Origin of the sequence: Streptomyces sp. DT190 (assembly GCF_049846985.1) — a bacterium.
Taxonomy (GTDB): Bacteria; Actinomycetota; Actinomycetes; order Streptomycetales; family Streptomycetaceae; genus Streptomyces.
Genome location: NZ_JBNCNM010000002.1, coordinates 75,305 through 99,685 on the forward strand (window position 1 = coordinate 75,305; position 24,381 = coordinate 99,685).

The 24,381-nt window shown below is 72.5% G+C and carries 28 protein-coding genes and 1 tRNA gene; 17 read left to right on the forward strand and 12 right to left on the reverse strand.

Annotated elements, in window-relative coordinates:
- Positions 1–194: 194 nt before the first annotated feature.
- The 4 genes from ACPXCS_RS03750 to ACPXCS_RS03765 all read left to right on the forward strand — a co-directional run bounded on the left by ACPXCS_RS03750 (position 195) and on the right by ACPXCS_RS03765 (position 2,012).
- Complete coding sequence (locus ACPXCS_RS03750; protein ID WP_425944458.1) at positions 195–533, forward strand: hypothetical protein; 339 nt, start codon at positions 195–197, stop codon at positions 531–533.
- 59 nt (positions 534–592) lie between these two features.
- The gene (locus ACPXCS_RS03755) at positions 593–727 is read left to right on the forward strand and encodes a hypothetical protein (protein ID WP_425944457.1); all 135 of its coding nucleotides are present in this window, start codon (positions 593–595) and stop codon (positions 725–727) included.
- A 251-nt stretch (positions 728–978) separates the two neighbouring features.
- Positions 979–1,275 (forward strand): type II toxin-antitoxin system VapB family antitoxin, encoded by a 297-nt coding sequence (locus ACPXCS_RS03760; protein ID WP_004943146.1) that lies wholly within the window; start codon positions 979–981, stop codon positions 1,273–1,275.
- 122 nt (positions 1,276–1,397) lie between these two features.
- Entirely contained in the window at positions 1,398–2,012 is a 615-nt protein-coding gene (locus ACPXCS_RS03765) for a LytR C-terminal domain-containing protein (RefSeq protein WP_425944535.1), read from the forward strand.
- A gap of 14 nt (positions 2,013–2,026) precedes the next feature.
- Here the strand turns inward: ACPXCS_RS03765 and upp are convergent, their stop codons facing one another.
- Positions 2,027–2,662 (reverse strand): uracil phosphoribosyltransferase, encoded by a 636-nt coding sequence (gene upp / locus ACPXCS_RS03770; RefSeq protein WP_114257496.1) that lies wholly within the window; start codon positions 2,660–2,662, stop codon positions 2,027–2,029.
- A 132-nt stretch (positions 2,663–2,794) separates the two neighbouring features.
- Here upp and ACPXCS_RS03775 point away from each other — a divergent pair, with 132 nt between their 5' ends.
- The 8 genes from ACPXCS_RS03775 (at position 2,795) to ACPXCS_RS03810 (ending at position 7,321) form a co-directional block, all read left to right on the forward strand.
- Complete coding sequence (locus ACPXCS_RS03775) at positions 2,795–3,064, forward strand: hypothetical protein (protein WP_425944534.1); 270 nt, start codon at positions 2,795–2,797, stop codon at positions 3,062–3,064.
- A gap of 276 nt (positions 3,065–3,340) precedes the next feature.
- On the forward strand, positions 3,341–3,877 hold the full coding sequence (locus tag ACPXCS_RS03780) for a hypothetical protein (protein WP_425944456.1): 537 nt from the start codon (positions 3,341–3,343) through the stop codon (positions 3,875–3,877).
- Positions 3,878–3,933: 56 nt separating this feature from the next.
- Positions 3,934–4,365, forward strand: coding sequence for a tRNA adenosine(34) deaminase TadA (gene tadA, locus ACPXCS_RS03785; protein WP_425944455.1), 432 nt, complete (start codon positions 3,934–3,936; stop codon positions 4,363–4,365).
- Positions 4,366–4,421: 56 nt separating this feature from the next.
- Positions 4,422–4,506: transfer RNA gene (locus ACPXCS_RS03790), tRNA-Ser, on the forward strand.
- A 134-nt stretch (positions 4,507–4,640) separates the two neighbouring features.
- Positions 4,641–4,817 (forward strand): hypothetical protein, encoded by a 177-nt coding sequence (locus ACPXCS_RS03795; RefSeq protein ID WP_425944454.1) that lies wholly within the window; start codon positions 4,641–4,643, stop codon positions 4,815–4,817.
- Positions 4,817–5,110, forward strand: coding sequence for a Dabb family protein (locus ACPXCS_RS03800; protein WP_425944453.1), 294 nt, complete (start codon positions 4,817–4,819; stop codon positions 5,108–5,110). Before ACPXCS_RS03795 ends, ACPXCS_RS03800 begins: the two co-directional genes overlap by 1 nt.
- A gap of 188 nt (positions 5,111–5,298) precedes the next feature.
- Complete coding sequence (locus ACPXCS_RS03805) at positions 5,299–6,147, forward strand: RNA polymerase sigma factor SigF (RefSeq protein WP_425944452.1); 849 nt, start codon at positions 5,299–5,301, stop codon at positions 6,145–6,147.
- A gap of 268 nt (positions 6,148–6,415) precedes the next feature.
- The gene (locus ACPXCS_RS03810; protein ID WP_309097588.1) at positions 6,416–7,321 is read left to right on the forward strand and encodes an RNA polymerase sigma factor SigF; all 906 of its coding nucleotides are present in this window, start codon (positions 6,416–6,418) and stop codon (positions 7,319–7,321) included.
- A gap of 251 nt (positions 7,322–7,572) precedes the next feature.
- Here ACPXCS_RS03810 and ACPXCS_RS03815 read toward each other — a convergent pair whose 3' ends face one another.
- Positions 7,573–7,767, reverse strand: coding sequence for a hypothetical protein (locus ACPXCS_RS03815; protein ID WP_309097589.1), 195 nt, complete (start codon positions 7,765–7,767; stop codon positions 7,573–7,575).
- 216 nt (positions 7,768–7,983) lie between these two features.
- On the opposite strand from ACPXCS_RS03815, the gene ACPXCS_RS03820 reads away from it, so the two are divergent.
- The 3 genes from ACPXCS_RS03820 (at position 7,984) to ACPXCS_RS03830 (ending at position 11,938) form a co-directional block, all read left to right on the forward strand.
- A complete protein-coding gene (locus ACPXCS_RS03820; protein ID WP_425944451.1) occupies positions 7,984–8,472 on the forward strand; it encodes a MarR family winged helix-turn-helix transcriptional regulator in 489 nt (162 codons plus the stop codon).
- 13 nt (positions 8,473–8,485) lie between these two features.
- On the forward strand, positions 8,486–11,026 hold the full coding sequence (locus tag ACPXCS_RS03825; RefSeq protein WP_425944450.1) for an MFS transporter: 2,541 nt from the start codon (positions 8,486–8,488) through the stop codon (positions 11,024–11,026).
- A 90-nt stretch (positions 11,027–11,116) separates the two neighbouring features.
- Complete coding sequence (locus ACPXCS_RS03830; protein ID WP_425944449.1) at positions 11,117–11,938, forward strand: YceI family protein; 822 nt, start codon at positions 11,117–11,119, stop codon at positions 11,936–11,938.
- Here the strand turns inward: ACPXCS_RS03830 and ACPXCS_RS03835 are convergent.
- Positions 11,921–12,631: a GAF and ANTAR domain-containing protein gene (locus ACPXCS_RS03835; RefSeq protein ID WP_425944448.1), complete on the reverse strand. Its 711-nt coding sequence runs from the start codon at positions 12,629–12,631 to the stop codon at positions 11,921–11,923. The genes ACPXCS_RS03830 and ACPXCS_RS03835 overlap by 18 nt on opposite strands.
- A 72-nt stretch (positions 12,632–12,703) precedes the next feature.
- Positions 12,704–13,426, reverse strand: coding sequence for a GAF and ANTAR domain-containing protein (locus ACPXCS_RS03840; RefSeq protein WP_425944447.1), 723 nt, complete (start codon positions 13,424–13,426; stop codon positions 12,704–12,706).
- Between the two features lie 206 nt (positions 13,427–13,632).
- Here ACPXCS_RS03840 and ACPXCS_RS03845 point away from each other — a divergent pair, with 206 nt between their 5' ends.
- A complete protein-coding gene (locus tag ACPXCS_RS03845) occupies positions 13,633–13,995 on the forward strand; it encodes an STAS domain-containing protein (RefSeq protein ID WP_425944446.1) in 363 nt (120 codons plus the stop codon).
- A 10-nt stretch (positions 13,996–14,005) separates the two neighbouring features.
- Positions 14,006–14,476 carry a PPOX class F420-dependent oxidoreductase gene (locus ACPXCS_RS03850; RefSeq protein WP_425944445.1) on the forward strand — a complete coding sequence of 157 codons (471 nt, stop codon included), beginning with the start codon at positions 14,006–14,008 and terminating at the stop codon, positions 14,474–14,476.
- Here ACPXCS_RS03850 and ACPXCS_RS03855 read toward each other — a convergent pair whose 3' ends face one another.
- The 8 genes from ACPXCS_RS03855 to ACPXCS_RS03890 all read right to left on the reverse strand — a co-directional run bounded on the left by ACPXCS_RS03855 (position 14,477) and on the right by ACPXCS_RS03890 (position 24,297).
- On the reverse strand, positions 14,477–15,235 hold the full coding sequence (locus tag ACPXCS_RS03855) for a TetR/AcrR family transcriptional regulator (RefSeq protein WP_425944444.1): 759 nt from the start codon (positions 15,233–15,235) through the stop codon (positions 14,477–14,479). It lies immediately after the preceding gene.
- Between the two features lie 92 nt (positions 15,236–15,327).
- A complete protein-coding gene (locus ACPXCS_RS03860) occupies positions 15,328–16,824 on the reverse strand; it encodes an MFS transporter (RefSeq protein WP_425944443.1) in 1,497 nt (498 codons plus the stop codon).
- Positions 16,825–16,920: 96 nt separating this feature from the next.
- The gene (locus tag ACPXCS_RS03865) at positions 16,921–19,041 is read right to left on the reverse strand and encodes an ArnT family glycosyltransferase (RefSeq protein ID WP_425944442.1); all 2,121 of its coding nucleotides are present in this window, start codon (positions 19,039–19,041) and stop codon (positions 16,921–16,923) included.
- Positions 19,038–20,438 carry a glycosyltransferase gene (locus ACPXCS_RS03870; protein WP_425944441.1) on the reverse strand — a complete coding sequence of 467 codons (1,401 nt, stop codon included), beginning with the start codon at positions 20,436–20,438 and terminating at the stop codon, positions 19,038–19,040. Before ACPXCS_RS03870 ends, ACPXCS_RS03865 begins: the two co-directional genes overlap by 4 nt.
- Before the next feature lie 14 nt (positions 20,439–20,452).
- Positions 20,453–22,063, reverse strand: a complete 1,611-nt coding sequence (locus ACPXCS_RS03875) for a sensor histidine kinase (RefSeq protein WP_425944440.1) — start codon at positions 22,061–22,063, stop codon at positions 20,453–20,455.
- Positions 22,060–22,800, reverse strand: coding sequence for a response regulator transcription factor (locus ACPXCS_RS03880; RefSeq protein ID WP_425944439.1), 741 nt, complete (start codon positions 22,798–22,800; stop codon positions 22,060–22,062). Before ACPXCS_RS03880 ends, ACPXCS_RS03875 begins: the two co-directional genes overlap by 4 nt.
- Positions 22,801–22,918: 118 nt before the next feature.
- Complete coding sequence (locus tag ACPXCS_RS03885; protein WP_425944438.1) at positions 22,919–23,791, reverse strand: DUF2797 domain-containing protein; 873 nt, start codon at positions 23,789–23,791, stop codon at positions 22,919–22,921.
- A gap of 104 nt (positions 23,792–23,895) precedes the next feature.
- A complete protein-coding gene (locus ACPXCS_RS03890; protein ID WP_425944437.1) occupies positions 23,896–24,297 on the reverse strand; it encodes an HGxxPAAW family protein in 402 nt (133 codons plus the stop codon).
- Positions 24,298–24,381 lie beyond the last annotated feature (84 nt).

The following is a 24,381-nucleotide window of genomic DNA, read 5'->3' on the forward strand; positions in this document are numbered from 1 at the left end:
TGGCGCGGCCGGGGCCGTTCCCAGCATGGAGCATGACCGAGCCACCGACCGACGACCCCCCGGGGCCGGAGCACGCCCCCGGCGCACCCGGACGCCGCATCCCGTGCGAACGCCTCACCTGCTTCGTACGCCGAGCGAGCGGATCTGCCGGTCCGCGCGATGAACGGCGTGCCCGCGGCGGGGAGTGACCTCCCGTGCACCCCGCGGCGCAGCCGGTTCCCCGCCGCACCCGTCGGCTCTCCTGGCCGCGGGTGCTCGTCCTGCTGCTCGCCCTCCTCGTGCCCGGCGCGCACGCCGCGGCGCACACGCTCCCCGCGGCTCCCCTCGCCGGGGAGAGCACGACCGTCGAGTACGACACCTTCGACACCGTCCTGCGGCCCACCGGCCGGGGCGCCCGCCGCGCCGCCGGCCCGCCGCGCCCGGCCCCGTTCACGGGTCCGGCCCCGGCCTGCACCGCACGGCGCCCGATGCCCGTGCCGCCCGGCCCGGCGCACCCCCCTCGCCCGCCGCGTTCCGAAGTCCTGCGCTGCTGAACGGACCGTCCACCGGTCCACCAGTCCCGCACGGAACCAGAAGGACGAGGAACACAGCCATGCTCCAGGACCCGTACGCGGTGCTGCGCGCCCTGCTGCGCGCCGAGGCCGCCCGCAGCGCCCCCAAGCCCAGCTCCCCGCCGGCCGAACACCGGCCGCGGCCGTCGGACCCCAAGGACCGCCGCCGCGGCTGACCGCACCCGCGGGTCCGCACCCCGGAGCGGACCCGCGACCCGGCCGGGCGCCCCCTTTCGGGGGAATCGGGCGCACGGTCCGGATGACCGCCTCCCGGGCAGCAGCGGCGCTCCACCACCGGCAAAGAGGGCGCACGGCCCGGCATATGCACACCCCTGGTCCGTTTCATTCAGACTTGAGGGGATTTTTTCAACGTCGTACTCGGTCGCCATGGCTGCGCCCGGAAGGTCTTGACCGGTAGGCTTTCCGTGTGATCTTCAAGCGCATCGGAAACGGCCGGCCGTACCCCGACCACGGCCGGGAAAGCACCCGGCAGTGGGCGGACGTGGCGCCGCGCCCGGTCCGCCTCGATCAGCTCGTGACGACGAAACAGCAGCTCGACCTGGAGACGCTCCTCGCCGAGGACTCGACCTTCTACGGCGACCTCTTCGCGCACGTCGTGAAGTGGCAGGGCGACCTGTACCTGGAGGACGGCCTGCACCGCGCGGTGCGGGCGGCACTCCAGCAGCGCCAGGTGCTGCACGCGCGCGTGCTCGAACTCGACTAGCCCCCCGCCGGTCACGGGTTGACCCTTTCGGGTTCCGCTGGGCGACGTCGAATGATCATCTAGTAGGCATCGTCGCCCGGGCGCACTACGCTGCGCTCATGAGCATGCTGACTCCCCCCGGCATGGGCGGCAAGTACCGCATCACGGGCAACAGGTATCCCCGGATGCGCCGGCCCCGGTGGCGCGGCAGGCTCGTCGCCGTGGGTGCCGCCTCCGTCGTCGTCCTGGGCGTGGGCGGGTGGGGCACGCTGCAGCTCATCGACGTCTTCACCGGCGGCGGCAGAAAGGCCTCGGCGGCCGGCGGCGGGGACTGCGCCCCCACGACCAAGGCGAGCCCCTCGCCCAGCGCCCGGGCCCTGCCCGAGCCCCGCACCATCACGGTCAACGTCCTCAACGCCACCACCCGCAGCGGCCTGGCGAAGAAGACCGCCGACGAGCTGAAGAAGCGCGGCTTCAAGATCGGCGACGTGGGCAACGCGCCCAAGGAGTACGACAAGAAGGTCAAGGGCACCGGACTGCTGCTCGGCCCCGCCGCCGCCCTGGACGGCTCGCTGCCGGTGCTCGGCACCCAGTTGCCCGGCGCCGAACGGCGTACCGAGGCGGCCCGCAAGGGCGCCGCCGTCGACCTCGTCATCGGGGACGCCTTCAAGGATCTGGCGAAAAAGCCGGACGCCGACCGGGCGCTGACCGAACTGGCCAGGCCCGAGCCGGCGCCCACGACGAAGAAGGACTGCTGAGGGGCCCGTCCGGCCTACTCGGCCGCCCCGTACATCCGGTCGCCCGCGTCGCCGAGGCCCGGGACGATGTAACCGTGCTCGTTCAGGTGCTCGTCGACCGAGGCGGTCACGACCGTCACCGGCGTGCCCGCCAGCTCGCGCTCCATGACCTCCACGCCCTCCGGCGCGGCCAGCAGCACCACGGCGGTCACGTCGTCGGCGCCGCGCCGGATGAGCTCCTGGATCGCCGCGACCAGCGTGCCGCCGGTGGCCAGCATCGGGTCGAGCACGTACACCTGACGGCCGGACAGGTCCTCCGGCATGCGCGTCGCGTACGTGGAGGCCTGCAGGGTCTCCTCGTTGCGGATCATGCCGAGGAAGCCCACCTCGGCGGTCGGCAGCAGCCGCACCATGCCGTCCAGCATGCCGAGACCGGCGCGCAGGATCGGCACCACCAGCGGGCGCGGGTGGGACAGCTTGACGCCCGTGGTCCGCGCGACCGGCGTCTGGATGTCGACCTGTTCGGTGCGCACGTCGCGCGTGGCCTCGTAGGCGAGCAGGGTGACCAGCTCGTCGGCGAGACGGCGGAAGGTCGCGGAGTCGGTGCGCTGGTCGCGCAGCGTGGTGAGCTTGTGGGCGACCAGGGGGTGGTCGACGACGTGGAGACGCATGTCCACAACAGTAACCGGGCCCGATGACCCCGGCCGCACGGCGAGCACGCCGCCCGGACGTCACCCGGCACCTGGCGTCAAACCGTCCGTCCGGGGGAATGTGGGGAAGACGGAGTGGGGGTGGTGAACCAGATGCCCGACCGGGAGACCCGACACGATCCGTCACCGCGCGTACGGCGGGGGACGGACCCGGAGACCGACCGGACGGCCGAGCGGGCCGGGCCGGACGTGACGGCCGGACCGCCCGGCGCGGACGAGTCCGACGCCGAGCGCCGCAGGCGCCGCGCCCGGTTCCTGCGCGACCTGGCCGAGGCGCGCGAGCTGCGCGACCGCGTCCAGCCGCGCCGCGCCAAGACGGCCCGGCTGCGGCACGCGATGCGCATGCGCACGTTCCGCTGGTAGGAAACGCGGGAGGAAACCTCCGGGGAAGATCACGAACCGCGGGGACGTCGTGGCGGGTGACCGTGCGTGGAGCAGGGGAAAGCCGCGTACGATCCGCAGGTGGCGGCAACGAGCGTGCGAGCGCAACTGCCGGACACAGGGAGCCGAAGACGTCCCCTGAACGCCTTGTTTCTGCCACGATTCCGAGTGGGTGGGGCTCGGACGAGCACTCCCCGCCCGCAACCTCCGCCGGGGGGACCCCCAACCGGCACGCCTAAGACCAGTGGGAGAGTCACGGTGTACTTCGCCGCACTGCTCGCGCGCACCGAAGACGGGTGGGAAGCGAGCGACACAGAGCTCGACGATGTGGAAACCCTGTCGGATCTGGCCGACCTGGCCCGTGAAGCCTCCCCCGACGAGGACACGGTGCTCGTGCTGATCGAGCAGGAGGACGCCTGGTTCGGCGTCGTCCGCGTGGACGGCGAGGACGACCCTCGTATCTACGTCTCCGACGCCGCGGCCGCTGCCCGCAGCAGCTACGGCGAGATCCTGCTCACCGACGAGCTGCTCGGCCGGGATCCGGACGACGGGGACGACCTGGACGTCCTCGACCTCGACGGCACCGAGGACGGCGACGGGGACGACGAGGAGTCCGACGACGCCGACCCGGTGGCCGGCTCCGCCGAGGCCGTGCCGCACGGCCCGGTCGGCGACGCGCAGATCCTGGACGACCTCGGGGTGACCGAGAAGGAGCTGCGGGCGCTCACGTCGGACGCCGTCACCGAGATCGCCGAGTCGCTGGGCGCCTCGGAGACCCTGGAGACCGTCCGCTGACCGCTCGCCCCACCCCCGGGCCGCCGGACCCGGTACGCGATCCCTGGCGGCCCGCGATGCGGCTCGCCCTCGACGAGGCCGCCGGGGCCGTCCGGGGCGGGGACGTCCCGGTCGGGGCCGTCGTCCTGGCGCCGGACGGCACGACCGTGCTCGCGGCCGGGCACAACGAACGCGAGGCCGCCGGCGACCCGACGGCCCACGCGGAGGTCCTCGCCCTGCGGCGGGCCGCCGCCGCGCTCGGGCGGTGGCGGCTGGCCGGCTGCACCCTCGTGGTGACCCTGGAGCCCTGCACGATGTGCGCGGGCGCGATCCAGCAGTCCCGCGTCGACCGGCTCGTCTACGGCGCCCGCGACGAGAAGGCCGGGGCCGCCGGTTCCCTGTGGGACCTGGTGCGCGACCGGCGGCTCAACCACCGGCCCGAGGTGATCGAGGGCGTGCTCGCGCAGGAGTGCGCCGCGCAGCTCACGGCGTTCTTCCGCGGCCGCTGAGCGGCCGCCGCAAACCGATTTCGAAGCACGCACCACCTTGCTGTAAGGTCTCCCTCGGTAGCGTGTCCGAGCGGCCGAAGGAGCTCGCCTCGAAAGCGAGTGTGGCGCAAGTCACCGAGGGTTCAAATCCCTCCGCTACCGCTTGAGAAGGGCCCCGTCGCGAGACGGGGCCCTTCGTGCGATCCGCCCCTTCGGGTGATCGCTCCTTCGTGCGATCATGTGCGCTGTCCGGGACACCAGCGACAGCAGTGGCAGCAGGAACAGGGGAGGCCGCGATGGCGGTGAACGCGAAGAAGATCGCCGTCTACGTTCTCGTGGTCTTCGTTGCGTACGTGATCATCACGGACCCGGAGGGGGCGGCGGACTACGTCCAGGTAGGGTTCCAGGGCATCTCGGACGCCGCCCAGGCCCTGGGCGACTTCGCGACGTGGGTCGCCGACGGAGGAAAGTGATGATCCGCCACCTGGTCCTGTTCAAGCTCAACGAGGGCGTCGGACGCGACGAGCCCCGGGTCACGGCGGGCGTCGAGGCCTTCCGCGCCCTCGACGGCGAGATCCCGGAGCTGCGCCACTGGGAGCTCGGCTGGAACGTCAGCGACCGCCCCATCGCTTACGACTTCGCCATCAACTCCGCCTTCGACGACGCGGAGGCGCTGCGGCGGTACGTGGAACACCCCGCTCACCAGGCCGGTGTGGCGCTGTGGCGGGAGTTCGCCACGTGGGTGATCGCGGACTACGAGTTCTGACCCGGGCCGGTCCGGTCGTCTCGAGCCCCCTGTCGGTGCGACAGGGGGCTTTCCTGTGGCATGAGTTCATTTATGCGCCATTCATCACTCAACACGTAGTTATGGGGTGCTTGCACACAGTGCACATGTCTTGTGATGCTATGACCGCTTTTGATGGAAGAGTAGACGGATGAGTTGACGATGACGAGGTGGAGTTGACCGTGCTGGCCAGTACCGCGCCTCAGGCACCCACCTCTGAACCCCGGGAGACCCCACCGGCCGCTCCTCAGCGCAGCCGCGGCGCCGACACCCGCGCCCTCACGCAGGTGCTCTTCGCCCAGCTCAAGGAGCTCCAGCCGGGCACGCCGGAGCACGACCGCGTGCGCGGGGCGCTCATCGAGGCCAACCTGCCGCTGGTGCGCTACGCGGCCGCCCGGTTCCGCTCCCGCAACGAGCCGATGGAGGACGTCGTCCAGGTCGGCACCATCGGGCTCATCAACGCCATCGACCGCTTCGACCCGGACCGGGGGGTGCAGTTCCCGACGTTCGCGATGCCGACGGTGGTCGGGGAGATCAAGCGCTACTTCCGCGACAACGTCCGCACGGTCCACGTGCCGCGCCGGCTGCACGAACTGTGGGTGCAGGTGACCAGCGCCACGGAGGACCTGACGACCGCCTTCGGGCGGACCCCGACGACCGCGGAGATCGCCGAGCGGCTGCGCATCTCCGAGGACGAGGTGCTGTCCTGCATCGAGGCCGGGCGGTCGTATCACGCCACCTCGCTGGAGGCCGCACAGGAGGGCGACGGGCTGCCGGGGCTGCTGGACCGGCTCGGCTACGAGGACCCCGCGCTGGACGGGGTGGAGCACCGGGACCTCGTGCGGCACCTCCTCGTCCAGCTGCCCGAGCGGGAGCAGCGGATCCTGCTGCTGCGGTACTACAGCAATCTCACGCAGTCCCAGATCAGCGCGGAGCTCGGTGTCTCACAGATGCACGTCTCGCGGCTACTCGCGCGTAGCTTCCAGCGATTGCGGTCTGCGAACCGGATCGACGCCTGATCGCAAACACGAGCGAGAGGTCACCGGGGAGAGGGAATCGCTCATCAGGGCCGTTGCCCCCGGTTGAGAGCCGAAAAGCCGTCAGACCCCTTGTTTGCAGGGCGGATTCGCGTCTCAGATGTCGACATGTCACTACAGCGTGTTGCCGACATGTGACATTCTGCGTGAAGCGCGTTTGCCGGGGCTTCGGCTCCGGTATTCAGGTGAAGGCTGCGTTCCTCAGACGGGAGCGTCCGCCGCGACCGTCCCGCGACCCAAAGGGGGTGGCATGTCCGCAGAACAGGGCAGCTCGAAGGTGCTCACGCTCGCGGAGAGCGACACAGCTCCCCATGCTCTCGACTCACTCGGCCCCATCGACGACGTTCCGGCCGAGCTCGTGACCGAGCCCGCGCCGGTGCTTCCGGCCACGGGGGCCATCGACACCCGCACCCTGTCCCGCTCCCTGTTCCTGCGGCTGGCCGCGCTCGACGAGGACAGCCCCGAGCGTGCGTACGTCCGTGACACGCTCATCGAGCTCAACCTGCCGCTGGTGCGGTACGCGGCCGCGCGCTTCCGGTCGCGGAACGAGCCGATGGAGGACATCGTCCAGGTCGGCACGATCGGGCTGATCAAGGCGATCGACCGGTTCGACTGCGAACGGGGCGTGGAGTTCCCGACGTTCGCGATGCCGACGGTCGTCGGGGAGATCAAGCGGTTCTTCCGCGACACGTCCTGGTCGGTGCGGGTGCCGCGGCGGCTGCAGGAGCTGCGGCTGGCGCTGACCAAGGCCAGCGACGAGCTCTCGCAGAAGCTGGACCGGTCGCCGACGGTGACCGAACTCGCCTCCGTGCTCGGGGTGTCCGAGGAGGACGTGGTCGACGGCCTGGCGGTGGGGAACGCGTACACGGCGTCCTCGCTGGACTCGCCGGCCCCGGAGGACGACGGTGGCGAGGGGTCGCTGGCGGACCGGCTGGGCTACGAGGACACGGCGCTGGAGGGCGTCGAGTACCGGGAGTCCCTGAAGCCGCTGCTGGCCAAGCTGCCGCCGCGGGAACGGCGGATCATCATGCTGCGGTTCTTCGCGAACATGACGCAGTCGCAGATCGGCGAGGAGGTCGGCATCTCGCAGATGCACGTCTCGCGCCTGCTGACGCGGACGCTGGCGCAGCTGCGGGAAGGTCTGATCTCGGACTGAGGACTGCAGGACTGCAGGGCTGCAGGACGGATGGCCGTGGCGTGGTGGCTTCGGCTTTCCGTCTGTGGTGGGTCGGGGCCGTGCCGGGGGGTGTCCGTCCTCGGAACGGCGCGATCGACGTGCGTGCCGACTGACTGTCCGTTGACGCGCCAACCGCTGCGGGCGGCCACCCCCCGGCACGACCCCTTGCGTACGTCGGCGGGTGCGGGCCGGCCGTCCAGCTGCGGGCAGTCGTGCGACCGCCGTCTCCGTTAACCCAGCGCCAGCCAGGCGACCGCCGCGATGACCGCCACGGCGACGACGACGCCGAGGATGAGTCCGATGCGCGGCCCGCCGCCGGACGCCGCGGCCTGGCGCCCCTGCGGCGCCTCGTCGACGAACGCGCGGAACATCTGGGTGCTGCCGGCAGGGTCGTGATTGCCCTGGGGGGCCTGGTTGTTAGCCATGGCCCGAGACCCTAGCGAAAACGTCGGGGCTCCCCAAGTGGGGGTTGGTCTTCCGCTTGCCTTGGCGTGACCCGTGGCGGCGGGCGCGTCACCTGCTTGTTTACTCTCGCAATACTTGCCTTTGCCAACTTTTGGCTCCGCACTCCGCTTTTTTATTTGCCTGTAGCAACCAATGGCTTCTATGGTTGCCCTAAGCAACGAAGGCGGGAGGGTGTCATGGCCGGGAGGGCGCAGTACGAGGAGCTGGTCCGCCAGTTCAGTGCCTTCGGTGCCGTGAAGCGGGAGCTCGGCCGGATCATGCCCGCCGAGTGCCCCGGCGGATCGGCGGCCGTGCTGACCCTGCTGGGCCGCCACGGTGACATGCGCATGAGCAAGCTCGCGGAGCTGCTCGCGGTGGACATGTCGGTCACCAGCCGCCATGTCGCGCACGTCGTCGACCGCGGCTGGATCGAACGCTCCCCCGACCCCGCCGACAAGCGCTCGCGCATCCTGCGCCTCACCCCCGCGGGTCACGCCCAGCTCGACGAACTGTCCCGGCGGACCACCGAGGTCCTGGCCGAGCGGCTGAGCGACTGGACCGACGAGGAGGTCGGCCAGCTCACCGACCTGATGGCGCGGCTGCGGGAGAGCTTCGACTGCCGGCCCGCGGCCCGGGCGGCACCGCCCGCTTTCGAACGGACCACCCGTACACCCGCAAGCACGTAAGAAAAGGAAGCCCATGGCAACGACCACACCAGCCGGTGTGCGGGCTCATGCCAAGCACGGGGGAGGCTCCCACGGCTCCTCCGGCGACGCTCCGATGACGCACCGGCAGATCATGGAGGCCCTCACCGGCCTGCTGCTCGGCATGTTCGTCGCGATCCTGTCGTCGACGATCGTCTCCAACGCCCTGCCCCGGATCATCGGGGACCTCGGCGGCGGCCAGAGCGCCTACACCTGGGTCGTGACCGCGTCCCTGCTGACGATGACCGCCACCACCCCGCTGTGGGGCAAGCTCGCGGACCTGTTCTCCAAGAAGCTGCTGATCCAGATCGCGCTGGTCGTCTTCGTCCTGGGATCGGCCGCGGCGGGCATGTCGCAGAACCCCGGCATGCTGATCACCTTCCGCGCCGTCCAGGGCATCGGCATGGGCGGTCTGTCCGCGCTGGCCCAGATCATCATGGCGGCGATGATCTCGCCGCGTGAGCGCGGACGGTACAACGGCTACCTCGGTGCCGTCTTCGCCACGGCGATGGTCGGCGGCCCGCTGGTCGGCGGTGTCATCACCGACACCGACTGGCTCGGCTGGCGCTGGTGCTTCTACGTCGGCGTGCCCTTCGCCGTGATCGCCCTGATCGTGCTGCAGAAGACCCTGCACCTGCCCGTGGTGAAGCGGAAGGTCAAGGTCGACTGGGCCGGCGCCTTCTTCATCACCGCGGCCGTCTGCCTGCTGCTCATCTGGGTCACCTTCGCCGGTGACAAGTACGACTGGGTCTCGTGGCAGACCTACGCGATGGTCGGCGGCTCGCTGGTGCTGCTGGCGGTGTTCGTCCTCGTCGAGTCCAGGGCGAGCGAGCCGATCATCCCGCTGCGGCTGTTCCGCAACCGGACCATCACGCTGGCCTCGCTGGCCTCGCTGTTCGTCGGTGTCGCGATGTTCGCCGGGACCGTCTTCTTCAGCCAGTACTTCCAGCTGGCCCGGGACAAGTCCCCGACGATGTCCGGCGTGATGACCATCCCGATGATCGCCGGTCTGTTCGTCTCCTCCACGGTCTCCGGGCAGATCATCACCCGGACCGGCCGCTGGAAGGGCTGGCTGCTCGCCGGCGGTGTGCTGGTGACCGCGGGCCTGGGGTTGCTGGGCACCATCCGGTACGACACCGAGTACTGGCACATAGCGATCTTCATGGCGCTGCTGGGTCTCGGCATCGGCATGATGATGCAGAACCTGGTGCTGTGCACGCAGAACCAGGTGGAGCCGGGTGACCTCGGTGCCGCCAGCTCCACGGTGACCTTCTTCCGGTCCCTGGGCGGTGCGGTGGGCGTCTCGGCGCTCGGCGCGGTCCTGGGCAACAAGATCACCGACTACGTCCAGGACGGCCTCGCCGACCTCGGCGCCAAGGGCGCGGCCCTCGGCCACGCCGGCACGGGCGGGGGCGGCATCCCCGACCTCGACACGATGCCCGCGCCGATCCGCACCGTCGTGGAGAGCGCCTACGGCCACGGTGTCGCGGACGTGTTCCTCTACTCGGCCCCGCTGGCGCTGCTCGCGCTGCTGGTGTCGCTGTTCATCAAGGAGGTCCCCTTGAAGACGAAGGGTGGGCTGGCACAGGCCGCGGCCGCCGACGCCCCCGCTCAGGTTCCCGCCGGGGCGGCGGCGGAGGCCCCCGCCGGCACGGCCGTGCCGAGCTGGGCCGTCGCGGACACCGAGGCCGCCGGCGGGACCGGCCCCGAGGGCACGCAGCGGCTCGCCGCGGTCGCCACGGTGGCCCGGGCCGACGAGCCGGCCTCCGGTGGGGGCGGTGTCCCGGTCCGCGGCTTCGTCCGTGGCGCCGAGTCCGCGCCCGTCCCGCAGGCCGCCGTCACGCTGATCTCGCTGGCCGGGCGCCAGCTGGGCCGGTCCGTGGCGCAGCCCGACGGGTCCTACGCGGTCGACGCGCCGGGCGCGGGATCGTACGTGCTGATCGCCTCGGCCGACGGCTACCAGCCGCAGGCGTCCACGGTCGTCGTCAACGGCGAGCCGCTTGCCTACGACATCCTGCTCAGCGGCACCAGCGGGCTGACCGGCCTGGTGCGGGCCGCCGGGAGCGGGCAGCCGGTGCAGGACGCGATGGTCATCGTGACCGACGTGCGCGGCGATCTGCTGGCCACCCAGGCCACCGGTGAGCAGGGCGAGTTCTCCTTCGCCGAGCTGGTGCCGGGCGCGGTGACCGTCGCGGTGAACGCCGCCGGGTACCGGCCGCGCGCCCTGCCGGTGGAGGTCGGGGGCACCGGGGTCACCCGGGTCGAGATCGACCTCGACGCGGGCGCCCGTGTCCAGGGTGTCGTCCGGGCCCCGCACGGCCCGCTGGCCGACGCCCGGGTGACGCTGGTCGACCAGGCGGGCAACGTCGTCGGCTCGGCCACGACCGGGGCGGACGGGGCGTACGCCTTCACCGACCTGGACGGCGGCGAGTACACCGTCATCGCCACGGGCTACCCGCCGGTGGCCACCTCCCTGACGGTCACGGGCCCGGGCACCGACGCCCACGACATCGAACTCGCCCACCCCGGCGAGTAGTACGGACCCCGGCCCGTGGCGGGTGGGCGCGCTCCGAGCGGAGGTGCGCCCCCTGCCGCGGGCCGGTTTCTCTCTGAGGAGTTACGTGAGATGGGACTGACCGCGAGGATCCGTACCCGGGACGGATGGGCCGTGTCGCACGCGGTCGTCACGGTGGCGGACATGAGCGGCGCGCAGGTGCTGCGGGCCGAGGCCGACGCGGAGGGCGCGGTACGGGACGCGGCGCCGCTGCAGCCGGGGGCGTACACCGTCATCGTCACGGCCGTCGGGTACGCGCCCGCCGCGTCGAGTGTGATCGTGACGGCGAGCGGGCGGGCCGAGGTCGGCACGGTGACGCTGGCCCGGCAGGGCGGCACCGAGCTGCCGCCGCCCGGGCCGTGGACGATCGACCCGGTGCACTCCAGCGTGGCCGCCGTCGCCCAGCACCTGGGCATCTCCAGCGTGCACGGCCGGTTCACGGAGTTCTCCGGGGCGATCGAGATCGCCCCGGACGACGTCACCAAGTCCCGGGTGGAGGCGGTGATCCGGGCCGCGTCGATCGACACCGGCAACGGCATGCGCGACGGGCACCTGAAGTCGCCGGACTTCCTGGACGTCGAGCGGTTCCCGGAGATCACCTTCCGGTCCACGGGCCTGACGGCGGCCGGTTCCGACCGGTGGACCGTCCGGGGCGAGCTGGGCATGCACGGGGTCGTGCGGCCGGTCGATCTGGACCTGGCCTACCTGGGCACCGGCCCGGACCCGTGGGGCGGCACCCGGGCGGCGTTCCGCGCCACGACCGAACTGCGGCGCGAGGACTTCGCGATGAACTACAACCAGGTCCTCCAGGCGGGCATCGCCGCCATCGGCACCACCCTCAGGGTGGAGCTGGACATCCAGGCCGTGCAGGGCGAGTCACTGCCCGCGGCGTGAGGAGGGGTCGCGCGGCTGGGAGACTCTCGCCACCAACTGGCCGCACAGGTCCCGCAGTTTGACGTTGCGGTCCTGCGAGACCCGGCGCAGCCGCTCCATGGCCTGGCGGGCGTCGATGCGCTCGCGGGCCATCAGGATGCCGACCGCCTGGTCGATGACGCTGCGCGAGAGCAGCGCCGTGCGCACGTCGGCCGCCGACTGGCGGCGGCGCTCGATGGCCAGGGACACGTTGATCGCGTCCCCTGCCCGGGCGGCGAAGGCCCGGGCCGTGTCCCGGGCGGCGTCCAGAGCCCCGGCCTGCACGCCGTAGAAGTTGAAGGCGGCGCCCCTCTCGCCCTCGACGGCGATCGGCACCGCCAGGAGGCAGCGGACGCCCACGGACAGCGCGTACGGCGTGTACGCCGGCCAGCGGGACTCCTGGGACAGGTCCGGGGCGTACTGCTCGGCGCCGGTCTCCGCGGCGTCGACGCAGGGCCCCGAGCCGTTCTCGTACTGCCGCAGGTCCAGGCCGCTGGGCAGGCCGTCGCTGCCGGCCAGCGTGAGCAGCCGGTCGGCGCGGCGCACCGTGAGGCTGCACGCGGCGGTGCCGGGCACCTCCTGCACCGCACGGTCGGTCAGGTCGCGCAGCAGGGTGTCGAGACCACTGCTGCGCACCATCGCCTGGTCCAGCGTGTCGGACGTCTCGGATGTCATGACCGTACGGGTATCCCGTCGCCCCGGGAACAAGCCCCGGGGTGTGCCGCCGGGGTGGGGCCGGGGCGCGGGTCAGGCGGTGTTGTGGGTGCCGACGATGCGCCGGGCCAGCTCGCGCAGCTTGACGTTCTCCCGCTGGGAGGCCCGCACCAGGCTCTCGAAGGCCGCGGCCGCGTCGATGCCCTGACGCTCCATGAGGATGCCGGTGGCCTGGCCGATCAGGTCCCGGGTCTGCATGGCCTCGGTGAGCTGCTCGCGGACGGTCGCGGAGTCCAGGGCGATGCTGACGTGCGCGGTGAACAGCCGGCCGACGCGGGTGGCCTCCTCGTCGAAGACGCCGGGCTTGCGCGCGTAGGCCGTGAGCACGGTCAGCCGGCGCTTGTCGGCCCGCAGCCGCAGCGACAGCGCCGAGCGCAGGCCCAGGGCCGCCAGCACGTCCCAGCCGTCGTCCGCCTCGCTGTCCGTTATCCGCGCCACGGGGCTGTGCCACAGCTGGTCCCAGTGCCCGTGCTGTTCGCGGCCGGTGTGCCGGGACTCGGCGGAGCGGACGACCTCGTCGGTCCAGGCGAGTGTGCGGAGTCCGTCACCGCGTTCGACCACGGAGATGCCGGCGTGTTCGGCGCCCGGCATGATGTGGACGGCCAGCCGGACCGCCGTGCGCAGGGTGCTGTGCGGGGTGGAGGTCTCGTGCAGTTGCTGAGAAGCCACCGTGAGTGCCTCGGCCAGCTCTACGCCAGCCGGAAAACGGGGCAAATCAGGAAACTCGGACGCAGCCACCACGAACCTCTTCGGCATGCACGGCCATGGCCGTGCGCAGGAGAGCTCCGCAGCACATTCCCGACTGCGAGCACAGGACGGACAGCACTCTAACTGTTCGGTTGCCTCGAAGTGACGCCCGGCCGACGGCCGGGCCAGGGCGCTTCCATGGCCACCCCTCGGCGTGATGGAATGGCGGCGGGTCAGGAAGCGGCCTTACCGGAAACCGGACGAACGTCTGCCAGGTGAGTGCCGTGACCTTCTTCACGAACCCCACAGAGCCGCGCGACCTACCGGGCCGCGTCCACCTCACCATGCCCGCAGAGATCGACTTCTGCACCGCCTCGGAGCTGCTCCCGCTCATCATGTCCGCGGCCGAGGCCCGTGGTGACCGGCTGGAGGTCCTCGTCCTGGACCTCAGGCCGACCTCCTTCATGGACTCCCAGGGCATCCGCCTCATCAACGACATACGTGAGGGCCTGCGCCCCGGGGCCCGGGTCCGGCTGGTGGCCCGGCCCGACGGGGTCGCCGGCCGCGTCCTGGAACTGACCGGCATGCGCCGGGACGTGCCCGTGTACGACAACCTCCCGGAGGCGCTGGCGTCGTAGGCTGCCGGGCATGGCACCGAACATCGCGACGAACACCCGTGTCTCCCTGGACGGGTTGCTCGACTTCGTACGGCCCAGGCACCACGCGATCCTGCTGACCCGGCGGTCCGACGGCAGCCCCCAGGGCTCGCCGCTGACCTGCGGGGTGGACGACTCCGGGCGGATCGTGGTCTCCACGTACCCGGAGCGTGCCAAGACCCGCAACGCCAGGCGGGACCCGCGGGTCAGCGTCATCGTCCTCAGCGACGACTGGAACGGGCCGTGGGTGCAGGTCGACGGCACGGCGGAGGTCGTCGACGCGCCCGACTCCGTCGAGCCGCTCGTGGAGTACTACCGGAACATCGCCGGCGAGCACCCCGACTGGGACGAGTACCGCGCGGCCATGGTCGAGCAGGGCAAGTCGATCATCCGGATCACGCCGGAGCGGTGGGGTCCGGTCGCCACGGGCGGCTTCCCGGCACGGCTGGTCGAAGGGGAGTAGTCAGCCGCGGGCGACCATCGTCTCGATGCCCGCGATCAGCAGCTCCAGGGCGAACTCGAAGTCGCGCTCCAGCATCTCGGCGACCGTGTCGCCGCCGCGTGCCGCCATGATCTCCTGGGACTCGCGGATGACGTCGGCGGCCTGCGGGGCCGCGGTGACGGTGCTCAGGGACTGCTGGAAGTAGGCGTCCACGGACAGCCCGGAGGCGGCGGCCCGGGTGGCGAGATGGCCCTCCAGCGTGCCGTAGCCGTAGACGAACTGGAAGACGGCCGAGATCGTGCTCGTCAGGCGCCGCGCGGGCATCCCCGTGCCGCGGACCACGCGCTGCACCACCCGGGAGAACGCCAGGTTGTTGGGGCCGATGTTGAGGAAGACACCGACCAGCGCGGACACCCAGGGGTGCCGCACCAGCAGCGTCCGGTACTCCCGCGCGAGCGCCCGCACCTGCTCGCGCCAGTCCTCGCCGGAGTCCGGGTCGGGCAGCCGCATCTCGCCCATGACCGCGTCCAGGGCGAGTTCGAGCAGGTCGTCCTTGGTGTCGACGTACCAGTAGACGGACATCGCGGTGACGTTCAGCTCACCGGCCAGGCGGCGCATCGAGAACCCGGCCAGGCCCTCGGCGTCCAGCAGCCGGACGGTCACCTCGATGATCCGGTCCCGGTCCAGCCCCGAGGGCTGCCCCCCGCCACGCCTGCGGTGCGCCTTGCTCTCCAGCCAGACGCTGGTTCGCGGCTGATCCTGCCGGGCCGCTTTCGCCATGGCGCACCTTCCTCGATCTTCGAACGCCGCTCATGCTAGACGCGCCGTCACTTCCGGACGCGGGCCCGCACGGTTGCGACCGGCCCGGCCTCCTAGGCGGACTCTGCCCGCTCCGCCCGCCGAAGCAACGCCGCCGCGACCAGTCCGCCCGCCAGCACGGCGACGGCCCCGACCAGCTGGCTCGTCTCCAGGCCGGAGGCGAACGCGTCGGAGATGCGGGCCTTCTCCTCGGCGCTGTCGGCCGCGGCCAGCGCCGCGGGCAGTGACGCCGCGGAGACGGCGACCAGCGAGGCGAACCGGGAGTTGAGCACGGCCCCGAGGACGGCGACGCCCAGCCCGTTGCCGAACTCCGCGAGCGTCCCGTTGATGCCCGCTCCCACTCCCGCCTTCTCCGGCGGTATCGCCCCCATGATCGCGTTGGCCATCGCCGGCATGGACAGGGCCACGCCCGCGCCCATGACGACCAGGCCGAGCAGCATGCCCCCGTACCCGTGCCCGCCGAGCAGCGCGATCGCCGCGAGTCCGGCCGAGACGAGGGTCATGCCGAGCGCGATCGCCCCGGGCGTCCCCACCTTCAGCACGAGCCTCGCCCCGACGCCCGTGAAGTTGAGGGCGACCACGGTCAGCGCCAGCGGAGCCGTGCGCAGCCCCGCGTCCAGCGGCTCGTAGCCGAGCACGAACTGCAGGTGCTGCGTGAGCAGGAACAGCGACCCCGTCATCCCGAACGCCACCAGGATCGCGCCCGCGACCGCGCCCACGAACTTCCGGTTGCGGAAGAAGTGCATGTCGAGCATGGGCTGGTCGACGCGCAGCTCCCAGAGCGCGAACAGGCCGAGGACGAGGAGGCCGGTGCACGCGGAGAGCAGCACCTGCCCGGAGGTCCAGCCGTGCTCGGGCCCGGTGATGATCGCGTACACCACCGCCGTCATGCCGATGGTCGACAGCACCGCGCCGAGCAGGTCGGGCCGGTCGCCGGCCTTGTGCCTGGACTCCGGCACCAGCACCGCCACCGCGACCAGGCCGAGGACCGCGACCGGGATGTTGATCAGGAAGATCGCGCCCCACCAGAAGTGGTTCAGCATCACGCCACCGATCAGCGGCCCGGCCGCGAAGCCGAGCGAACTGACCGTGGACCACAGCGCGATGGCCTTCACCCGCTCCTGGTCGTCGAAGATCTGCACCACGACCGCGAGCGTGGTGGTCATCAGCAGCGCCCCGCCGACGCCCATGCCCGCGCGGGCCGCGATCAGCTGGGCCGGGCTCTGGGACAGGCCGGCCGCCAGCGAGCCGACCCCGAAGATCGCGAGGCCCGACATCAGCATCAGCTTGCGGCCGTAGCGGTCGGCGGAGTTGCCCGCGGTGAGCAGCAGGCCGGACTGGACCAGCGAGTAGGCGTTGATCATCCACTGGATGTCCGCGGTCGAGGCGTCCATCTCGCGGGTGAGCGAGGGGATGGCCACGTTCAGGATCGTGTTGTCGAGCAGCACGGTGAGCTGCGCGAGACAGATGACGCCGAGGATCAGCCAGCGTTGGGGGTGCCCGCCGTGCGCCGTCCGCGGCGGGGCCGTTTCCTGGGGGGAGGTGGTCATGTTCTACACCGTAGAACAGTTCCCATACGGTGTACAACGGAGTTCCGGAGAGGCGGTGGCTCCCGGCCACCGCCCCTCCGTTCCCGGCGACCGGGGTCAGCCGCTCGCCTTCTGCGTGAGGTCGTAGAACGTGGCCGAACCGGCCGTGACCTTCTTGAAGTTGGCCTCCACCCAGGAGGTGATCTGCGCGGACGTGCCGGCGCCGCTGCCGCCCATGCCGCCGCCCGTGCCGGAGGCGACGAAGTAGTGGATCTCCCCGTCCGCCACGTACTGCTTGAACCGGGCCAGCGTCGGGGAGGGGTCGGTGCCGTTGAAGCCGCCGACGGCCATCACCGGCTCGCCGCTCGACAGCTGGTAACTCGCCGCGTTCTGGGCGCCGACGGCCGCCGCGGCCCAGGTGTACCGGTCGGCGTCGGTCTCCAGCAGTTTCTTCGCCTCGGTGCCGACGCCGGCGCCGTTGAGCAGACCGCCGGCACCGCCGCCACCGCCCATGCCGCCCCTGCCGCCGCCGTCACCGTTCGGCCGGTTCTGGTTCTGGCCCGGCAGGCCGCCGCCGGGGAAGCCCTGGCCGTTCTGCTGGTTCTGCCGGCCCTGCTGGTTCTGGCCCCCGCCCGGGAATCCGCCGCCGGGAGTGCCACCGCCGCCCGGGCCGCCTCGGCCGCCCGCGACCGACGGGCCCGCCGTGACGATGGAGCCGGTGTGGCCCTCGTTCAGTGTGGTGAGCGTGTACGCCGCCGGACCGGCCAGCGCGGTGACGAGGCCCAGCCCGGCCGCGCCCAGGGCGAGCCGGCGCCCGAGCCGCCCGGCGAAGATCAGGCCGAGGGCGGCCGTGAGACCACCGACCAGGACCAGCCACTTCAGCCAGGGCAGGTAGTCGGAGGAGCGGTCGAGCAGGACGTAGCCCCAGGCCGCGGTCGCCGTCATCGCGGCGGCGAGCGTCAGGGACGCCCACGCCCGGGCCCGCTTCTCCCACAGCAGCGCCGCGCCCATGCCGACGAGCGGCGCGATGTAGGGGGCGAGGGCCACCGTGTAGTACTCGTGGAAGATGCCCTGCATGTAGCTGAAGACCAGCAGCGTGGTGAGCAGCGCGCCGCCCCAGACGAGGAAGGAACCGCGGGTCACCGAGGTGCGCCCGGCCCCGCGGGTGGCCACCAGAGCGGCGACGAGCAGGATCAGCGCGGCCGGGATCAGCCAGGCGATCTGGCCGCCGATGGAGGAGCCGAACAGCCGGTCCCAGCCGGTCTCTCCCCAGGAGCCGCCACCGCCCCCGCCGCCGCCTCCTACACTGCCGGTCTCCTCGCCGTTGAGGCGGCCCAGGCCGTTGTAGCCGAAGGTCAGCTCCAGGAAGCTGTTGTTCTGCGAGCCGCCGACGTAGGGGCGGGAGGACGCGGGCCGGAGTTCGACGACCGCCACCCACCAGCCGCCGGAGACGACGATCGCGACCAGGCCGGCGGCGAGCTGCCCGATCCGCTTGCGCACCGGGACCGGCGCGCAGACGCCGTACACGAGGGCGAGCGGCGGGAGGATCAGGAAGGCCTGGAGGGTCTTGGCGAGGAACGCGAAGCCGATCGCGGCACCGGCCCACAGCAGCCACCTGGTGCGGCCGTCCTCCAGGGCGCGGATGACCAGGTAGCAGGCCACCGCCATCAGCAGGGCCAGCATCGCGTCCGGGTTGTTGAAGCGGAACATCAGCGCCGCGACGGGGGTGAGCGCGAGCACCGCGCCCGCGATCAGGCCGGCCGCCGGGCCGAACCGGCGGCGCACGGCGGCGTACACGACGGCGACCGTGCCGACGCCCATCAGCACCTCGGGGACGAGGATCGCCCAGGAGCTGAGCCCGAACAGCCGCACCGACAGGGCCATCGGCCACAGCGCGGCCGGCGGCTTGTCGACGGTGATGGCGTTCGCCGCGTCCAGCGAGCCGAAGAAGAACGCCTTCCAGGACTGGCTGCCCGCCTGCACCGCCGCCGAGTAGAAGGAGTTGGCGTATCCGGAGGCGCTCAGATTGTGGAGATAGAGCGCGGTGGTGACGAGCAGCAGGGCCAGGAAGGCCGGGCGGGCCCAGCGGGGGTCCTCCGGCCGGCCTCGCCACAGCCGCCGCAGCGATGGCCTGCCGGGCTCACCGGCCCCGGGGGCGGGCGGCGGTGCCGGCGGACGGGTCGGGCTCTCGGGCCGCGTCACTGTGCCGCCGGCCCGCCCGTGGAAGTGGACGGTCATCGCAGGTCCCTCGCATCGCTGTCGTGCGGGCGCACCGGCAGCAGCTGCACGGTCGCCTCCCGCCAGGAGCCGGCGACATCACCGGCGCGGAACTGAGTGGTGTCGTACGGGGCGGCCGGCGCCGGGTCGTACGGGGCGGCCGGCGCCGGGTCGTCCTCGCGCCGGTCGGGGAAGACCCACGCCCGGAAGAGCAGGAAGCGCAGCACGGTCGCCGCGAGGTTGGCGGCGACGAGCACCGCCAGTTCGGTGGAGTGGGCCGGCTCGGAGGTGGCCGCGCCCAGCGCCGCGAGCGAGCCGCTGGTCAGAGCGAGCCCGATGCCGAAGACGACCAGGCCCTGCGCCTGGTGCCGTACGGCCCCGCCGCGCCCGCGGACCCCGAAGGTGAGCCGCCGGTTGGCCGCGGTGTTGGCGACCGCGGAGACGAGCAGTGCGAGCGCGTTGGCGAGCTGCGAGCCGGTGAAGGCCCGGAAGCCGCTGTACAGGAGGAGGTAGAAGAGGGTGGACAGACCGCCGACCACGCAGAACCCGACGAGCTGGCGGGCCAGCCCCTTCGGTACGTCCGTGATCTCGCGGTCGCGCGGGTCGTCGCCGAACGGCCGGGTGAGCCGGTCCAGCGGCAGCGACCCGGTGGCCAGGGCCCGGCCCACCCGCCACACGCCCTTGAGGTCGTCGGTCGCGGTCCGGACGATGTGCACGGTCGAATCGGGGTCGTCGACCCAGTCGACCGGCACCTCGTGGATGCGCAGCCCGGCCCGTTCGGCGAGCACCAGCATCTCGGTGTCGAAGAACCAGCCGGTGTCCTCGACCAGGGGCAGCAGCACCTGCGCGACCTCGCGGCGGATGGCCTTGAACCCGCACTGGGCGTCGGAGAAGCGGGCTTGGAGGGAGCCGCGCAGGATGAGGTTGTAGGCCCGGCTGATGAACTCCCGTTTCGGGCCGCGCACCACGCGGGAGCTGCGGGCGAGCCGGGAGCCGATCGCGACGTCCGAGTGGCCGGAGATCAGCGGCGCCACCAGCGGGAGCAGGGCGTTGAGGTCGGTGGACAGGTCCACGTCCATGTAGGCGAGGACCGGGGCGTCCGAGGCCGACCAGACGGTGCGCAGGGCCCGGCCGCGGCCCTTCTGCTCCAGCCGGCGCACGGACACCTCGGGGATCTCCGCCGCCAGCCGCGCGGCCACCCGCGGGGTGGTGTCCGTGGAGGCGTTGTCCGCGACCGTGATGCGGAACGCGTAGGGGAAGGTGCGGGCGAGGTGCTCGTGCAGTCTGCGCACGCACGGCCGGAGGTCCTTCTCCTCGTTGTAGACGGGGATCACTACGTCCAGGACAGGCGTACCGGCTGGTGCGGCCGGGAGGTGCTCCCGCGCCGGCAGGGTGCCGGGAGAAGAGTCGGTTCGCATGGAACCGACTGTCGTCAGGCGCCCTGTTGTGCCCATGTGGTGAGGCTGTGGCGTGCCTGTGAGTGCCGCTGCCGGCCGAAGTCCCGCTGCGGCGGGGGCTGCAGGGCGGGCAGGTGCACCGTGAACACGGTCCGCCCGGGCACGCTGTCGACGGTCACGGCACCGCCGTGCGCGGTCGCCACGGCCTGCACGATGGCCAGGCCCAGACCGGTCGAGCCGGTGGCCCGGGAGCGCGCGGAGTCGCCGCGCGCGAACCGTTCGAAGACGTGCGGCAGCAACGGGCCCGGGATGCCCGGCCCGTCGTCCTCGACGTCCACGCACAGCCAGGGGCCGCGGCGCTGCACGCGGGCGGTGACGGTGGTGCCGGGCGGGGTGTGGGTGCGGGCGTTGCCGAGCAGGTTGACCAGGACCTGCTGGAGCCGGGCCGCGTCCGCCGACACCGGCGCGGGCTCGTCGGGCAGGTCGAGCCGCCAGACGTGGTCCTGGCCGGCCGCGCGGGCGTCGCTGACGGTGTCGACGACCAGCGGGACCAGGTCGGTCTGCTCGAACTGCAGCGGCCGCCCGGCGTCCAGCCGGGCGAGCAGCAGCAGGTCCTCGACGAGCAGCGTCATCCGCCCGGCCTCGGACTCGATCCGGCCCAGGGCGTGCCGGGTGTCGGGGCCGACCTGTTCGCGGCCCCGCCGGGTGAGCTCGGCGTAGCCGCGGATGGAGGCCAGGGGGGTGCGCAGCTCGTGGCTGGCGTCGGCGACGAACTGCCGGACCCGCGTCTCGCTCTGCTGCCGGGCGTGCAGCGCCCCGTGGACGTGGTCGAGCATCCGGTTCAGCGCGGCACCGACCCGGCCGACCTCGGTGTGCGGATCGGTCTCGGAGTCGGGGACGCGCTCGCTGAGGTGCACCTCACCGGTGTGCAGGGGGAGTTCGGAGACACGGGTGGCGGTGGCGGCGACACGGCGCAGGGGGCGGGTGGCGACGCCGACGAGTACGGAACCGGCCAGTCCCGCGGCGGCCAGCCCGGCTGCCGTGACGCTGACCTCGACGAGCACGAGGGTGTTGACGGTGCTGGTGACGTCCGTGGTGGGGAGGGCGACGTAGTAACTGCCCTTGTCCCCGGACTTGTACTCGACCCGGTAGGCGCCGAGGCCCGGGAGGTCGACGGTCTTCCTCGTCCCGTCGGTCTGCGGGACGGAGGCGAGCGCGGCGCTCTGGGCGGCGGTGAGCGGCTTCGCGGTCATCCGGAAGTTGTCCTCGGACTTCTCGCCGCGTGCGGAGTCCGTGATCTTCCCGTTCGAGATCTCGGCGGCGACCGTGCCGCTCGGCTGCGGTCCCCTGGTGACGAACTCGGTGAGGCTGGTCTGCTTCGGCTGGGCGGGGCCGTCGTCCCCGTCCCGGCCGGGGTCCTGCGGAGGGCTCAGCGCGGCCCGGGCGGCGACCTCGCCGAGCTGGCCGTCCAGTTGCTCGTACAGATGCGAGCGCAGCGCCAGCGTCGTCACGGTGCCGATCACCGCGCACACCACGGCGATCAGCGCCACGGACGCGACGACGAGCCGGGTGCGCAGCGTGCGCGGCTTGCCCGTCCGCTTCCCGGGCGCCCGCCGCTGCGCAGGCGGCCGCCGCCTGCCGCTCATGACGCCGCGGGCTTGATCAGGTAACCGGCACCGCGCCGGGTGTGGATCATCGGCTCCCGCCCGGCGTCGATCTTCCGGCGCAGGTACGAGATGTACAGCTCGACGACGTTGGCCTGGCCGCCGAAGTCGTAGGACCACACACGGTCGAGGATCTGCGCCTTGCTGAGCACGCGCCGCGGGTTGCGCATCAGGAACCGCAGCAGTTCGAACTCGGTCGCGGTCAGGTGGATGTTCTCCCCGGCCCGGGTCACCTCGTGGCTGTCCTCGTCGAGGGTGAGGTCGCCGACGACCAGCGTGGAGTCGGAGCGCCGGTCGGCGGCGCCGGAGCGGCGGATCAGCCCGCGCAGCCGGGCGACGACCTCCTCCAGGCTGAACGGCTTGGTGACGTAGTCGTCCCCGCCGGCCGTCAGCCCGGCGATGCGGTCCTCGACCGCGTCCTTGGCGGTGAGGAACAGCACCGGCACGTCCGGCAGTTCGCGGCGCAGCCGCCCGAGCACGGCCAGCCCGTCCATGTCGGGCAGCATCATGTCGAGGACGACGGCGTCGGGCCGGAAGTCGCGCGCCGCCTGGACGGCGCCCGTGCCGTCACCGGCGCTCCGGATCTGCCATCCCTCGTAGCGCAGGGCCATGGACAGCAGCTCGGTGATCGACATCTCGTCGTCCACCACCAGCACGCGGACGGGGCTCCCGTCCGGCCTCAGCAGTTCGGTGCGCCCCTGGGGCGAGGTCGTGGTCATGTGAACACGATGTCGAGGAGCTCTGAGAGCGCCCTTTCCACCGCCTGTGATTTCCCTGAGAAACCCACAGGAGGTTCTCAGGGAACGCCCGGGGGAACGCCCGGGACGGCCGCCCGGCTCAGAACAGCCCGTCCTGCACGCCCGCCGCCGCCCTGAACTCCCGCACCGGCACGGTGAGTCCGCCGGCCGACGCGGGCACCAGCCCCCAGCCGGTCATCAGGCGCGTGTCGAGCACGACGACGCCCTCCCCGGTCGACAGGTGGAGATCGGGCCCGGCGGCGGCGACCAGCTCCCCGCCGACCACACCGCCCGGGGCCAGTTCGCTCACCTCACCGGCGGCCGCGGGAACACCCGCGAGCCCGAACACCCCGACGTGGTCGACCACCTCCGGCGGCCTGCGCTCCAGCGACTCCGGCCAGCCGGGGAGCGCGACGGCCCGCGCGTGCAGTTCGGCGACCTCACGGGCCCGGTCGGACGCGGCCTCCGGCAGCCCGGCCCGCACGGCCCGCTTCTCCGCGTAGGGGATCCGGTCGGGCACCCGCAGCGCGGCCCGCAGCAGCTCCTCCGTGCGCCGCGCGGCCATGAGCGGCCCGGCACCGAGCCAGCTGAAGCAGACGGCCCCCTGTTCCAGGAGCCGGTCCGGGCCCCGCTGCACCGCGGTGATGCCGACCTTGACCATGCCGGGCCCGAACCACGCCAGGTACACGTGGTAGGGCCGCCGGTCGTCCGCGAGGGTGTCCGCCGCCACGGAGTGCGCCCGGTCCAGCCGCGCGCACTCCTCGCACCGCGCCCCCGTGGACCGCGCCGGTACGGCCGCGCCCACCGGGCAGGCGTGCCCCCGGGCCCCCACGCAGGTCCGCACCCCCTCGTCCGCGACCGCGAAGGCCACGCGTCCGCCCCGGGTCAGCGCGCTGCGCCGGCCCCCGTCCCACACCAGCACGGGACCCGCCACGGACCACCGCAGCCCCGAGCACTTCCATACGTGTGCCATCGCTGCCGAGCGTAGAGCGGACCACTGACAAGGGGGGTCGGCGAGAAGGGACGCGGAGGACGGCATGGGGGAGAGGGGGCGGGGCGTGACCGGTGACGGCCGGGTCAGCGGGTGGAGTCCGCTCCCAGCGGGGCCGCCGCCTCCCGCTCCCCCGCGCGCTGCGCGGGCATGGACAGCTCCGGCGTGCCGCCGCCCCGGCGAGCGCTCCGCCCCCGTCCGGCCAGCCGGCACCCGAGGCAGTCCGCGTGCCCGCCCGGCGCCGCCGCGTCCCGTACCCGCCATCCCCATTCCGCCCGGGGCCGCGCCCCCGGCCCCTTGCCCCACCCGGACAGGTGGAGCGCCCAGGTGACGAGCAGACTCACCACGCCGATGCCGAGCCCGGTGGCCACCAGCGGGCCGGAGACCGTGCAGACCCCGGCTCCGACGACAGCGGCGCCGACGCTCGCGATGCCGAAGCCGACCCAGCCCGCGACGGTGTGCCCGTGGTCATACTGATGTGCGCTCACGTGCTTCCCCTCAGCCTCGGGGCCTCCGGGGGCGACACCCGGAACCGAACCCCTCACTTACTAAGACTTTTGTCGAGCAAACAT